Origin of the sequence: Pseudomonas sp. SJZ131 (assembly GCF_007828705.1) — a bacterium.
GTDB lineage: Bacteria > Pseudomonadota > Gammaproteobacteria > Pseudomonadales > Pseudomonadaceae > Aquipseudomonas > Aquipseudomonas prosekii.
On record NZ_VIVC01000005.1, the window covers coordinates 391548 to 405247 of the forward strand.

At 60.5% G+C, this 13700-nt stretch carries 9 protein-coding genes and 1 riboswitch; of the genes, 3 read left to right on the top strand and 6 right to left on the bottom strand.

Annotated elements, in window-relative coordinates; translation table 11 throughout:
* Window positions 1-25: 25 nt before the first annotated feature.
* The 5 genes from FBY12_RS22760 to FBY12_RS22780 all read right to left on the bottom strand — a co-directional run bounded on the left by FBY12_RS22760 (window position 26) and on the right by FBY12_RS22780 (window position 9427).
* Window positions 26-2773: a LuxR C-terminal-related transcriptional regulator gene (locus FBY12_RS22760; protein WP_145256094.1), complete on the bottom strand. Its 2748-nt coding sequence runs from the start codon at window positions 2771-2773 to the stop codon at window positions 26-28.
* Between the two features lie 555 nt (window positions 2774-3328).
* Window positions 3329-4693, bottom strand: a complete 1365-nt coding sequence (locus FBY12_RS22765) for a DUF1329 domain-containing protein (RefSeq protein ID WP_121733309.1) — start codon at window positions 4691-4693, stop codon at window positions 3329-3331.
* Window positions 4694-4721: 28 nt separating this feature from the next.
* The gene (locus FBY12_RS22770; RefSeq protein ID WP_145256096.1) at window positions 4722-6611 is read right to left on the bottom strand and encodes a DUF1302 domain-containing protein; all 1890 of its coding nucleotides are present in this window, start codon (window positions 6609-6611) and stop codon (window positions 4722-4724) included.
* A gap of 346 nt (window positions 6612-6957) precedes the next feature.
* Window positions 6958-8640 carry a fatty acid--CoA ligase gene (locus tag FBY12_RS22775; protein ID WP_145256099.1) on the bottom strand — a complete coding sequence of 561 codons (1683 nt, stop codon included), beginning with the start codon at window positions 8638-8640 and terminating at the stop codon, window positions 6958-6960.
* 157 nt (window positions 8641-8797) lie between these two features.
* Window positions 8798-9427 carry a LysE family translocator gene (locus FBY12_RS22780; RefSeq protein ID WP_145256102.1) on the bottom strand — a complete coding sequence of 210 codons (630 nt, stop codon included), beginning with the start codon at window positions 9425-9427 and terminating at the stop codon, window positions 8798-8800.
* A 144-nt stretch (window positions 9428-9571) separates the two neighbouring features.
* Here FBY12_RS22780 and FBY12_RS22785 point away from each other — a divergent pair, with 144 nt between their 5' ends.
* The 3 genes from FBY12_RS22785 (at window position 9572) to FBY12_RS22795 (ending at window position 12416) form a co-directional block, all read left to right on the top strand.
* Window positions 9572-10537: a 2-hydroxyacid dehydrogenase gene (locus FBY12_RS22785; protein ID WP_121733313.1), complete on the top strand. Its 966-nt coding sequence runs from the start codon at window positions 9572-9574 to the stop codon at window positions 10535-10537.
* A gap of 33 nt (window positions 10538-10570) precedes the next feature.
* Entirely contained in the window at window positions 10571-11569 is a 999-nt protein-coding gene (locus tag FBY12_RS22790) for a class I SAM-dependent methyltransferase (RefSeq protein ID WP_101206478.1), read from the top strand.
* A gap of 50 nt (window positions 11570-11619) precedes the next feature.
* Window positions 11620-11742, top strand: a riboswitch (yybP-ykoY riboswitch).
* An 89-nt stretch (window positions 11743-11831) separates the two neighbouring features.
* On the top strand, window positions 11832-12416 hold the full coding sequence (locus FBY12_RS22795) for a TMEM165/GDT1 family protein (RefSeq protein ID WP_109502507.1): 585 nt from the start codon (window positions 11832-11834) through the stop codon (window positions 12414-12416).
* A gap of 343 nt (window positions 12417-12759) precedes the next feature.
* On the opposite strand, the gene FBY12_RS22800 is transcribed toward FBY12_RS22795, so the two are convergent.
* The gene (locus FBY12_RS22800) at window positions 12760-13578 is read right to left on the bottom strand and encodes a M48 family metallopeptidase (protein WP_121733315.1); all 819 of its coding nucleotides are present in this window, start codon (window positions 13576-13578) and stop codon (window positions 12760-12762) included.
* Window positions 13579-13700 lie beyond the last annotated feature (122 nt).

Consider the following 13700-nt stretch of genomic DNA (forward strand, 5'->3'; position numbering starts at 1 on the left):
TGAGGGTTTCGCCCGGTCAGAGGCTTTACTGCAACACCCCCAACTCTTTCGCCCGCGCCACCGCCTGCGTGCGCCGTTCCACGCCGAGTTTGCTGTTGATATGGCTGGCGTGGGTTTTCACGGTGTGCAGGGAAATAAACAGCTGATCGCTGATTTCCTGATTCGAACAACCTCGGGCGATCAGGCGCAGAACTGCCAGTTCACGAGTGCTGAGGTGATCCGCGCCTGGGGATAACTCCACGGCCGGACGCGCGACAACCGCAGGCAATTGCTCGATGAGGGTTTGCGTAACAGCGGTTGGCGCAGTGAGTTGAAGTTGCCCGCGCAGCCAATCCGGGTGTTCGGCCAGCAAGCCTTCGAATGGTTGCAGCACGCCGCCCGCCGCCGCTTCCAGCGCTTGCGCCAACGCCTTGCGCGCCTCGGGCTCACGCCCACCCGCCAGCAACAGACTGATTTTCTGCGTCAGCGCCATCACGCTGAGCATCTGCCGGCCGGTTTGTTGGCCATGTTCCAGCAGCGCATTCAGCCGCCCTTCCGCCAACATCGGCTGACCTTTGATCACGTCGAGCAAGGCTTGCTGCAATTCGATGTGCAGCGGCAGCTGTGGATGAAATTCCGGTGGCGCGGCGGCCCGTTCGCCGTTGTAGGTCTGGCCCAGTCGCGCGAGCCAGGCTTCGGCCAGATCGGTGCGGCCCTGTGCCAGCCACAATTCGCATTTGACCAGCGTGATCATCGCCAGATAGTAGATCGGCGGAACGTCCCAGATGTGCATCAGCCGCTCGGCTTCGGCGAGTTCGGCGAAGGCTTTGGCGAATTCGCCACTGTTGCCTTCGAGCCGGGCGATCACGCAATGGCCGATCAACACGCTGATGTCGCGACACGCCCGCGCCTCGCCCAATCCAGCTTGCAGACGTAACCGCGCGGCTTGCGGTTGCAGGCGCAGCGCCAACAGAAAACCTTCGTACAAAATCAGCCGCGCGCGCACCGCATACAGGCGTTGCGGCGACAAACCGTGCAGGCGTTGCAGGCCCTGACGGACTTCATCCAGCGAACGCAAAATCTCGCCCCGCGCCTGCAACACGCGGGCGCGGTCGTAATGCGCCAGCGCTTCGAACAGCGGATTGCCGACGCGTTGCGCCAACTCCAGCGATTCGCGATTCAACCCGCGCGCGCGCCATAAATCGCCATCGGCAATCGCCAGATTGGACAAAGTCGACAGGCACATCAGGCGTTGGCCGTAACGTTTCGCCGGCAGGCTTTCCAGCGCCTCGCTGCAATACAGCAAGGTCAATTCACGCTGGCCGCGACCTCGGGCAATGATTCCGCTGAGCGCCAGCCATTGCGCCAGCATCGATTTTTGCGCAGTGGCCGAGGGTGCCGGCAAGAAGCGACTGAGGTGATTGGCCAACTCTTCGGCGGCGTCCAATTGACAAGCGAGCCCCAGCGCCCAGCTGTAGAGCACGATCAGGCGCGGCGTGCTGATCAGCAGGCTGTCGGGCAAATCCATTTTCCAGCGCAGCAGCATGCCGACGTTTTGCTCGGCCAGCAGTTGTTCTTCGGAGAGGTTTTGCACCAGGTTTGCCGCGACATCCAAATGCCCGGCGCGCAAGGCTTGCTCTACTGCTTCATCGAGCAGGCCTTGCGCGTTGAACCAACGGCACGCGCGCAAATGCAGGCTCGCAGCCGGGACCAACGCCTGCGTGGTTGGACGGGTGCGCAGCAGATCGGAAAACAAATGGTGATAGCGATACCAGTGGCCGTGTTCGTCCAGCGGTACGAGGAAAACTTGATGAGCGAGCAGGAAACGCAGGATTTCCGCGCTGTCGTGGGCCTCGCGCACGGCGTCGCACAGTTCGCTGCAAAAACGCTCTTGCGGCGCGGTGTCGTAGAGGAAGGCCTGCACTTCGGCGGGCAGGCAATCGATGACTTCTTCGAGCAGGTAATCGCGGATCAGCCCTTCCCCGCCGTGCAGCGACTGCGGCAGTGCGCTGTTGTTGCCATTGCTGCCGGCCTCGGACGCCGCGAGCAGCCAGAACCGCAGCCCGGCGACCCAACCTTCGCTGCGCTGGATCAGGTTCTCCAGCGCTTCGCCACGCAGTGAGCTGCTGTGGCGATCAAGCAAGGTCAGGGCTTCGTCGTGGGTCAGGCGCAGGTCTTGTTCATGCAGTTCGAGCAATTGCCGCGACAGGCGCAGCCGCGCCAGGTGCCAGTCCGGGCGCTGCCGGCTGGTGACCATGACCAGCAGGCCTTCGGGCAGATGATTGAGGAAAAATTGCAGACAGCGATCAAGCACCGGGCCTTGGGCCAGGTGATAGTCGTCGAGGACCAGTAACAGTGGCGACGTAGGGGACAGGTGCACGGCCAGTTCATCGAGCAAGCCGTCGAGCCATTCTTCGAACGCAAAGGGTTGATGGCGCTGGCGCATTTTCAGCAGGCCAAGTGCCTTGCTGCCCAGTTGCGGAAAATAGTCTTGCAGGCCTTCGAGCAGACGTTCGAGGAAACGCCCCGGATCGTTGTCGCGCGGGCTCAAGCCCAGCCACAGACTCTGCCAATGCGCCGGCAGGCTCTGGCAGAACTCCACCGCCAGCGAACTCTTGCCGAACCCGGCCGGGGCGCTGACCAACAGCAATCGACCGTTCAACCCCTGGCTGAGGCGCTCGCAAAGGCGCGGTCGCAGCACATGGCCGTCAGGCAGCGGTGGCCGGAAGAAACGGCCATCCAGTGCCGCGACGGCAACGCTTGCAGGACCCGCGAGTGGGGACAGATCAGTCATGGCCGGCTCTTGTTTGAAAGGCTGATGGCGGCGTTGCAGATGTCCGCAGACTAGCGGTAAACGCAGAGGTATTGAAGGTTGTTGCTACAAATGGCTACAAAAAGACTACAGACGAAGGTGTAGTCGGCCCGCGACACGGCTTCCCTGGCAGACCGCGCCGTCACCATCGCGAGCAGGCTCGCTCCTACAGGGATCGAGTACACACGGAACTACCTAGTGTCCTGTAGGAGCGAGGCTTGCCCGCGATATCGGTGTGTCAGGTGCAATGATGCTGGATTTGAGGACGCCATCGCGAGCAAGCTCGCTCCCACAGGGAACGCGCTCCTTCATAAGAATGCGATCAATTGTGGGAGCGAGCCTGCTCGCGATGAGGCCCTCAGCATCACCCAACCTTTTCTCACAGGAAACGCGCTCCTTCATAAGAATGCGATCAATTGTGGGAGCGAGCTTGCTCGCGATGAGGCCATCAGCATCACCCCACTTTTCTCAACGCAAAAAAAACGCCCCGAACCAGTCGGGGCGTTTTTCGAGGGTGCGGCCTCTTGGGTAGCGCGCTTAGCGAACACCATCCTGGCGCAGTGCGGCCGGGGTGAAGTCGCTGGTGGTGGCGGTGAAGCCGAAGTCATAAGCCGACTTCTCTTCGTTCTTCATGCCCAGCGCCAGGTAACGACCCGATTGCAGGTCATACAAGGTTTCCAGGGCATACCACGGCACTTGCTTGTCGTAGTAGTTCTCGGCATGCGCTTCTGCCACACGCCACAGCTGGTTACGACCGTCGTAGTGGTCGATCACCGCTGCTTGCCAGGTGTCTTCGTCGATGTAGAAGTCACGTTTGGCGTAGATGTGGCGCTGGCCTTCTTTCAAGGTTGCAACCACGTGCCAGACGCGGCGCAGCTCGTAGCGTGCGAGGTCCTGGTTGATGTGGCCGGCCTTGATGATGTCGGAATACTTCAGCTTCGGATCGTCGAGCTTGTAGCTGTCGGCGGCGATGTACATCTCTTTTTTGCCTTCGAGCTTCCAGTCGTAGCGGTCCGGCGCGCCGTTATACATGTCGAGGTTGTCGGAAGTACGCAGGCCGTCAGCCGCAGTCCCCGGCCCGTCATACGACACTTGCGGAGCACGGCGCACACGACGCTGACCGGCGTTGTAAACCCACGCCGAACGCGGCTCCTTCACCTGATCGAGGGTTTCGTGCACCAGCAGCACGCCACCGGCCAGACGTGCCGGCGCGGTCACTTTCTGCTTGAAGTAAAACAGAATGTTGCCCGGGTTGGCCGGATCGTAATCCTTCATCTTGTCGCGGAACACGAACTGATCCTGGAAGTACACCAGGCTGTACGAGCCGTTCGGCTGCGGGGTCGCCTGGGTTACCAGACGGGTCACGCTGCCGCCGCGATAGCGGGTGATGTGGTTCCAGATAACTTCGACGCCGGTTTTCGGGATCGGGAACGGCACGGCCGTTTCGAAGTTTTCCAGGCCGTTGCCGCCAGACACCAGATTGGTGTTGGTGGCGTTTTTCTTGATGGCGGCAAACACGTCATCCGGCACGGTAGCGCCGCGATGCGACGGGTAAACCGGCATCTTGAAGGTTTCCGGGTAGCGCTTGAACATCGCGTACTGGCCCGGCGCAAGCTTGGCTTTGTACTGATCGACGTTCTGCGCGGTGATGGTGAACAGCGGTTTTTCACTGGCGTACGGGTCAGACAGGAAGCCCTTGCTGTCGACGGTGCCGGCATTCTTCGCCAGCGGTTTCCACGCCGGGATCGAACCGTCGGCGTTGCCGGCCATCTCGGCGCCCATTGGCGTCAGGCTTTTGCCGAGCTTGTCGGCTTCGGCGGCAGGCACCGCAGCCATGACACTTGTCGCCAGCAGCGAAAGCCCCAGAACACCGGCGTGGAACAGACTCTTTGTTATTTTCATATGTGTGTTCGTCCTGAAAAAACAGTGCTTAGAAGTTCACGCCGAAGCTGAGTGCGAGGAAGTCGCGGTCATCCACGGTGGTGTACTTGCCATCGAAGAAGTTGGTGTAGGCCAGGCTCGCGGTGTAGGTGTTCTGGTATTCGGCGTCGACACCCAGGCTGACCGCTTTGCGACCTTCTTCGAAGTTGCCGCCAGGGCCAGGCGAGTAACCGCTGACGTCGTGCGACCAGGCCACGTTCGGCTTGAGGTTAACCCCGGCGAATACGTCGTTGTATTCCCAGATGGCGCGACCACGGTAGCCCCACGAAGTGGAGGTGGTGAAACCTTCGTCGTTGCAATTGCGGCTGCGGTTGTTCTGTGGCGAACCGGCGCCCGCGCCGTTGATGGTGCTGGCGTTGAGGATGTTGGCGCAGGTATTGGCGGTGCCGGTGGCTGGCAATTCACCCGGACCGTAGACCGGATCGCGGCCGTAGCGGATATCGGAAGTGCTTTCCAGGCCGCCGACGTGGGTCACACCCACTTCACCGACAACGGTCAGACGGCTGGCGCCCATGACTTGGTCGAAGAAGTGCGTCAGGGTGGTCTGGAACTGGGTGATTTCCTTGCGACGATAACCGTGCAGGTCCTGACCCGGTACGCCGTTGAGCAGCGAAGCGTTGGACAGCGCGCCGCCCAGCGGACGGACGCCGGCGAACAGGATGTCGGTGGAGTTGAGTTGCACCGGCGCGTTCGGACGGTAGCTCAGTTCACCGCTCCACGCCGTACCGGTAGGCAGGGTGGTGGAGAAGCTCAAACCGTACAGGCGGATATCTTCCGGGTATTCGATGAAGTATTTCGAGTTACCCGCGACCAGCAGCGGCGCGAGCGCAGCGAACGGTCCTGGCAGCGCGCCAGCGGTGTTGTAGACCGACTGTGGCGCACCGGTGGCGCTGAAGATCGGCGCGCGGCTGTGGTAGTTCATGAAGTAGGCACCGAACTCGGTGTCCAGCGGGTCGAACATGTACTTCAACGACGCGCCCCACTGGCCGCTGTCGCGCGCATCGCGGTCGGCGCCACGACGTACCAGCACGCCTTCCTCGTTGACGTTGACGCCCGCGCCGGCCAATGGGCCCAAGGCAATCGCCGGGATCTGCGAACGCTTGTTCAGTACGCGCAGGTTGTCGGTGCAACCGTCGGCAACGATGTCTGGCTGCGAGAAGAACGTGCCGCAGTTATCGACGACGGTCTGGTCCCATTCGAGCTGGTAGAACGCTTCACCGGAGAGGTTATCGGTCAGGCTCTGCGAGACGTAGAACATGTTGACCGGGATCAGGCCTTCCTTGATCTCGGCGCCCGGACGACGGAACGCAGACACGTCAATCGGGTTGATCGAGTTGATGCCGCCGCCGATGAAGGTACTTTCACCCCAACTGACGACTTGCTTGCCCAGACGCACGGAGCCCGGCTGATCGGCAACCGAGTAGTTGTGGTAGACGAAGGCGTCGAGGATCTGCCCGCCGGAGGACTTGGCGCCTTCCTTGCGGTTGCTGTCGCTGATGTCCTTGAACTGGCGGCTCTCGTCCTTCAGTTCAAAGTCGTACCAGTATTTGCCACGGACGAACACGCCGGTGTCGCCGTACTTCAGTTCGAGGTCGTGAATACCCTTGAAGATCTTCGAGAAGGTTTCGCCGCTCTTGAAGTTGTTGTGGCCGTCATCGGAGGTCTGCGACAAACCGCGACCGCCGTTGTTGACGCCGATGAGGTTCTTGTTCGGACTCTCAGTAGACCAACTGGCACCGATCGACAGGGATGAGTCGAACTGACCTTCGATTTCACCGACGTTGAAACTGACGCCGAATGCAGGCCCGGCGAGCGAAGAGGCGAGACTGACCGCCAGGGGCAGTTTTGCCCGGCGCCAGAACTGGTTTACTGATGTCATCGACGCTACTCCATGTGCATTATTGTTATGGCAGTGAGTACTTTTAAAAACGTTGTGGATGACCGGAAGCCAACGCATCCCGAATTCAATCCCAATGTGCATCGCCCCGTTAGTGCGTTTGCTCCGTTCTTAAAAATCCTTGAGCGGACTATAGCCAGCAGGTAGTACTGCTTGATCCCTCTAAAGTGTGATTTGCAGCTGCCGGCCACTCTGGAACAGTCCTTTCGCCAGTCCGACAGGTGTCGGCACGGCAAGGATGGCTGAAAATTCGGATTTCACAAGCCAAGCGCTTGCTTGGTGGGGCTGACGTGCCGTTTTTGGCACGCCAGCGGGGCATAAAACGCGCTTAAAGCGTCGAGAGGAAGGTGCTGTTGTTGGCCTGCCATTCAGTGATGTCGAGGCGGATGCGCTTCTTGTCGAGCTTGCCGACACTGGTCTTGGGAATTTCCGTAACAAGGGCTATCTGGCTCGGGATCGCCCACTTGCTCAGGTGGCCCAACTCGACGAACGGCTTGAGGTGTTCCTTGAGTTCTTTTGCCCCGATCTCGTGGCCCTCGCGGATCACCAGCAGCGCAAACGGGCGCTCGCCCCACTGCGGATCGGCGATGCCCACCACTGCTACTTCGCGTACCGCTGCGTGACGGCTGATCAGGTCTTCGAGGTCCAGCGAGGAAATCCACTCGCCGCCGGTCTTGATCACGTCCTTGATCCGGTCGCGAATATCGATCACGCCCATGCTGTCGAGCGTGGCGACGTCGCCGGTGTGCAGCCAGCCGCCCGCCCAGAGTTCTGCGCCCTTCTGCGGTTCGTTGAAATAACCTTCGGTGAGCCACGGCGCGCGCAGCACCAATTCACCCTGGGTTTCGCCGTCGGCGGGAAGGAAGTTGCCTTCGCTGTCGACAATCGCCGCTTCGACCAATGGCCCCGGCACGCCGGCCTTGATCCGGTACGTGGTGCGTTCGTCTTCGCTGCCGGCCATCAATTCGTCGTTAAGGTGCGCGCAGGACACCAGCGGCCCGGTTTCCGACATGCCATACGCGGCGGTCAGTTGAATGCCTCTAGACTTCGCCGCTTCGTACAACGAGCGGTTCAGCGCACTGCCGCCAATGACGATTTTCCAGCCACCAAAATCAGTGCTCTGCGCGGCTTTGGCGTTGAGGACCATTTGCAGGATGGTCGGCACGCAATGCGAGAAGGTGACCTTTTCTTTGCGCCACAACTCGACGAGGTATTCCGGGTCGTACCGGCCGGGATAAACCTGCTTGAGCCCGAGCATCGTCGCCACGTACGGCAGGCCCCAGGCGTGAACGTGGAACATCGGCGTGATCGGCATGTACACGTCGTTGGTGCCGAGCAGGCGCACGCTGTCGATCGAACCCATGATCGTCGACACGCCCATGGTGTGCAGCACCAGTTGCCGGTGGGTGAAATACACACCTTTCGGGTTACCGGTGGTGCCGGTGGTGTAGAACGTGGTCGCGACCGAGTTTTCGTCGAAGTCCTGGAAGTCGTAGTGCGGGCTCGCCGCCGCCAGCAGTTGCTCGTATTCGCCAACCAGGTTGGGCAGGTCGGCGGTTTTCTCCGGCAAGTCAGTCAGCAGCAGGGTTTTATCGACGGTGGTCAGGTGCCCGGCGATGGCTTGATAGAGGCCCACGAACTCGCTGTTGACCAGCACAAAGCGGTCCTCGGCGTGGTTCATGGTGTAGAGAATCTGTTCCGGTGACAGGCGCACGTTGATGGTGTGGATGACCGCGCCGATCATCGGGATGGCGAACATGCATTCCAGATAGCGATGGCTGTCCCAGTCCATCACCGCCACGGTATCCCCGGCCTTGACGCCCGCCGCCGTCAGCACATTGGCCAGCCGCGCGACGCGCTCGATCAGCGTCGGGTAGCTGTAGCGCAACTGGTCGCGGTAGATGATCTCGCGGGTTTTCTCGTAACGAGCGCCGGACATCAGCAGTCGTTTGATCAGCAGCGGATACTGGTAAGCGCCTTCGGCTGGCGGGATAACGCGAGTCTGCAACATAAGAATCCCTTTTCTGACTGCTCGGTCTTGGCTTGGAAAGATGAGCACTCTAAAGCCGTTGGATTGCCGCCAAATCAGCCAAAGGAATGATTTGCAGAGCCGTACAAATGCTAGCTCTGCGCCAGCATTTGCAGGATTTGTCACCGCTGGTGGGCGATCAATGCATTTCGGTGAACGCGAGTTTGACGCCGATGGCGATCAGCACCGCGCCCATGGCCCGGTCGAACCAGTGGCCCATGCGCGCGAACCCGGCGCGTACCCGTTGTTGGCTGAACAACATGGCCACCAGGCAAAACCAGATGGCCGTCGCCACGGCCAGATAAATCCCGTAACCGGCCTGCACCGCCAGCGGTGTGTGCGGGTTGATGACCACGGTGAACAGCGAGAGGAAAAACAGCGTGGCTTTCGGGTTCAGGCCGTTGGTGACGAAGCCTGAAGTGAAGGCGCCACGCGCGGTGCGTTCGCCGACTTCCTTGTGCAAATCGTCCACCAGCGGTTTCGCCGGTTGCGCGCGCAGGGCTTTGAAGCCGATGTACAAAAGGTACGCGGCGGCGGCCCACTTCAACGCATTGAACAGCACGATCGATTGCGACACGATCAGGCCGATGCCGAGCAGCGAATAGCCGACATGCAGGAAAATCGCGCTGCCGACACCCAGCGCGGTCCAGGTCCCGGCGCGCCGCCCGTGGGTCACGCTTTCGCGCACCACCACAGCAAAGTCCGGTCCGGGACTGGCCACGGCCAGCAAGTGAATCAGCGCGACGGTCAAGAATTCTGTCCAGTACATGGCGGGTCCTTTGGGGCAGATAAATAAAGAGCCGGGGCAAATACACCCCTACATAGGGACTAATGCAGCTATGAGTAACCATATGTTTCATCTGGTAGGCTCGGCAGATTACGCCTTCAGTTCATTGCACAAAAGGTACAGTTGATGACGAACTCTCGCCGCGCCGTTTTCCTCGACCACCCGTCCCTGGACCTCGGTGACCTTGACCTGACGCCTTTGCGCGACTGCTTCAGCGACTTGCAACTGTTCGCCCAGACCACGCCGGACCAGGTGATCGAGCGCCTCAAAGGCGCTACCGTCGCAATCAGCAACAAGATCCTCATCGACGCCGCCGCCATTGCCGCCAGCCCCGATCTGAAGCTGATCCTGATCACCGCCACCGGCACCAACAACGTCGACCTCGCCGCCGCGCGCGCCCACGGCATCACCGTTTGCAACTGCCAGGGCTACGGCACGCCATCGGTGGCGCAACACACGATCATGCTGCTGCTGAACCTCGCCACCCGCTTGGCCGATTACCAGAAAGCCGTCGGCGAAGGTCGTTGGCAGCAGGCCAGACAGTTTTGTCTGCTGGATTACCCGATTGTTGAACTGGAGGGCAAAACCCTCGGTTTGCTCGGCCACGGCGAACTCGGCGGCGCCGTCGCGCGGCTGGCCGAAGCGTTTGGCATGCGCGTGTTGCTCGGGCAGATTCCCGGCCGCCCGGCGCGCCCGGATCGTTTGCCGCTGGAGCAATTGCTGCCGCAAATCGACGCGTTGACCCTGCACTGCCCGCTCAACGAACACACCCGCCACTTCATCGGCGCCCGCGAACTGGCCTCGATGAAACCCGGTGCTTTTGTGGTCAACACTGCGCGCGGTGGATTGATCGACGAACAGGCGCTGGCCGATGCCTTGCGCAACGGTCACCTGGGCGGTGCGGCCACGGACGTCTTGAGCGTCGAGCCGCCGGTCAACGGCAATCCGCTGCTGGCGGCGGACATCCCGCGGTTGATCGTCACTCCGCACAACGCTTGGGGCAGTCGCGAAGCGCGGCAGCGGATCGTGGGTCAGTTGACCGAAAACACCCAAGCGTTCTTCAGCGGTACAGCGCTGCGGGTCGTCAGTTGATAAACTGCCGCACTTTTTTTCAAGGAGCAGAGTATGGATCCGCGCAGTGAAGTACTGCTTCGTCAGGCCGAGTTGTTTCAAGGTTCGCTGTTGCTCGCCGGTTTGCCCGCCGACGATTTGCTCGGCCGCCTGCCCGATGCTCACGGCTGGTGCTGGCATGCCGGCGATCAAGCCGCGCTGGACGCACGTTTCGCCGAGCGCAGCCACTTTGGCGTGAACGCGCCGGAACGCGAGTTCGACGCGGCGGTGGTGTTTCTGCCCAAGTCCAAAGACCTTACCGATTACATTCTCAACGCCCTCGCCTCGCGGCTGGCCGGACGCGAGCTGTACCTGGTCGGGGAAAAACGCAGCGGCATCGAAGGCGCCGCCAAGCAACTCAACCCGTTCGGTAAACCGCGCAAACTCGACAGCGCACGCCATTGCCAACTGTGGCTGGTCACCGTGGCCAACGCTCCGGTAGCCAAATCGCTGGAAAGTCTGGCGCAGGAATATGAATTGCCACTGGCCGAAGGTCCGCTGAAAGTCGTCAGCCTGCCGGGGGTATTCAGTCACGGTCGGCTGGATCGTGGCAGCGCATTGTTGCTGGAACACCTGGATAAGTTGCCCAGCGGCCACTTGCTCGACTTCGGTTGCGGCGCAGGGGTGTTGGGCGCTGTGGTCAAACGGCGTTATCCACACAATCAGGTGACGTTACTGGATGTTGATGCGTTTGCCACCGCCAGCAGCCGTCTGACGTTGGCTGCCAACGGCCTGGAAGCCGAGGTGATTACCGGTGACGGAATTGATGCAGCGCCGATGGATTTGAGCGCGATCCTGAGCAATCCGCCGTTCCATGTCGGTGTGCACACCGATTATTTCGCCACAGAGAACTTGCTGCGAAAAGCCGCCAAACATCTGAAAAAAGGTGGCGAACTGCGGCTAGTCGCCAACAGCTTCTTGAAGTATCAACCGCTGATCGAGGAGCACCTGGGGGTCTGCGCGATCAAGGCTGAAGGTCAGGGTTTCCGCATCTACCGGGCCAAACGCAGCTAAAAACTCTTTGAAAAAGAGGCTTGCCCAAACGGATTTGCCTAGGCAGAATCCGCTCCGTCCTAGGGGAGTAGTCTCCCACGAGCGCCATGCTCGTCCGGCATACGTCAACATACTTGGTCAACAGACCATGGCGTATGCGACCCAAGCGTCCGCACAGACGGATCGCCAGGGTTTGACAAGACCTATGACACGAACACCTTACCCGGGGCGGGGAGGTCGTACGTGTCATAGCCGTGTCGACCCGCCCCTTAGGAAAACCCTGATGCTGGATTCTCTTCTCGTTCCCACCGCGATCGTTGCCTTGGCCGAAATCGGCGACAAGACGCAATTGCTCGCGCTGATTCTGGCGGCGCGCTTCCGCAAACCCTGGCCAATCATTGCCGGCATCGTTGCCGCTACCCTGGCCAACCACGCGGCAGCCGGTGCGGTAGGTGCCTGGTTTGGCAGTTTCTTCTCGAATGCGACGCTGCACTGGATCCTCGCTGCGAGTTTCACCGCGACGGCGCTGTGGACCCTGGTGCCGGACAAAATGGACGATGACGAAGCGAGTACCGCGCGCAAGTTCGGGCCGTTCCTGACCACGTTGATTGCGTTTTTCCTCGCCGAAATGGGCGACAAGACGCAAGTCGCGACGGTGATGCTCGCGGCGCAATATCCGGATTTGTGGCTGGTGATTATCGGCACCACGGCGGGCATGTTGATTGCCAACGTACCGGTGGTATTGGCGGGTAATTTTGCGGCGGACAAATTGCCGCTGACGTTGATTCGCCGGTTGGCGGCGTCTGCGTTTCTGGTGCTGGCGATTGTCGCGGTGTACAAGGCGATGCAGAGCAGTGGGTGGGTTTGACGGGGTAAGTCGGTAGACCGCGTTATCGTTCATCGCGAGCAGGCTCACTCCCACATTAGACCGTGTCCTTCACGACACCCCGGTCACTTGTAGGAGTGAGCCTGCTCGCGATGGCGCCAGCAGCCTCACTACAAAACCATCAAGGCTCGCTCCCACATTAGACCGTGTCCTTCACGACACCCCGGTCACTTGTAGGAGTGAGCCTGCTCGCGATGGCGTCAGCAGCCTCACTACAAAACCATCCAGGCTCACTCCCACATTAGATCGTGTCCTTCACGACAACCCGGTCATTTGTAGGAGTGAGCCTGCTCGCGATGGCGTCAGCAGCCTCGCTACAAAACCATCAGGACTTCGGCGCTTTTTCGTACAGCGGCATGACCTTCGGAATAGCTGCCTGCAACGAGGCAATGCGACTGGTCGACGCCGGGTGAGTGCTCATGAACTCCGGTGGCGAACCTTCCGAGGCCTTGCTCATCTTGTTCCACAAGGTGATTGCGGCGTTCGGGTTGTAGCCGGCGCGTGCTGCGAGTTCCAGGCCGATCAGGTCGGCTTCGTTCTCGTTGGAACGGCTGTTGGGCAACGTCATGCCATAGTTGGCAACGGTATCGGCCAGCGCCAGGCTGTCCTTGCCCAGACCGAACAAGGCACCCGCGCCCTGCTTGGCCATTTCCATTCCATAAGCTTTCGACATCGCTTCACGACCGTGCTCGCGCAGGGCGTGGGCGATTTCATGGCCCATCACCGCGGCGATTTCATCGTCGGTGAGTTTCAGGCTGTCGATCAAACCGGTGTAGAAAATGATCTTGCCGCCAGGACCGCAGTTGGCGTTGAGCTCATCGCTTTTGATCAGGTTGACTTCCCACTTCCACTGCGCCGAATCCGGGCGGAAGTTCGGTGCCTGGGCAATCAGCCGGTTGGCAATCGCCTGAATGCGTTTGGCATCAGTGCTGGTCTTGTCGAGTACACCGGCGGTGGTCGCTTCGCCGACAGTCTTTTGATAAGACTGCGCGTACATCTGGTCGACTTCCTGGCTCGACAGCATGCTGAACATGTACTGCTTGCGCTCCACCCCGACGGCGCCGCCGCTGGTGGTGTTGACCGACTGACAACCGGCCAGCAGCAAGGCTGCGCCGAGTGCGCTTACAACCAAAATCTTGTTCATCAAAAATCTCCCTGAAAGATGCCGCGTATCGTAGGGGTTGAATTGTATCGGCGCCAGATACAACAGACGTGTAACACGCAGTTTCAGAAAAGGCACCGCAAGGATCAGGAAATCTCAGACGT

Coding starts and splice junctions, on each gene's coding strand:
- FBY12_RS22770 (WP_145256096.1), bottom strand. CDS start 6,611: ATGACATCAGTAAACCAGTTCTGGCGCCGGGCAAAACTGCCCCTGGCG.
- FBY12_RS22780 (WP_145256102.1), bottom strand. CDS start 9,427: ATGTACTGGACAGAATTCTTGACCGTCGCGCTGATTCACTTGCTGGCC.
- FBY12_RS22785 (WP_121733313.1), top strand. CDS start 9,572: ATGACGAACTCTCGCCGCGCCGTTTTCCTCGACCACCCGTCCCTGGAC.
- FBY12_RS22765 (WP_121733309.1), bottom strand. CDS start 4,693: ATGAAAATAACAAAGAGTCTGTTCCACGCCGGTGTTCTGGGGCTTTCG.
- FBY12_RS22775 (WP_145256099.1), bottom strand. CDS start 8,640: ATGTTGCAGACTCGCGTTATCCCGCCAGCCGAAGGCGCTTACCAGTAT.
- FBY12_RS22795 (WP_109502507.1), top strand. CDS start 11,832: ATGCTGGATTCTCTTCTCGTTCCCACCGCGATCGTTGCCTTGGCCGAA.
- FBY12_RS22790 (WP_101206478.1), top strand. CDS start 10,571: ATGGATCCGCGCAGTGAAGTACTGCTTCGTCAGGCCGAGTTGTTTCAA.
- FBY12_RS22800 (WP_121733315.1), bottom strand. CDS start 13,578: ATGAACAAGATTTTGGTTGTAAGCGCACTCGGCGCAGCCTTGCTGCTG.
- FBY12_RS22760 (WP_145256094.1), bottom strand. CDS start 2,773: ATGACTGATCTGTCCCCACTCGCGGGTCCTGCAAGCGTTGCCGTCGCG.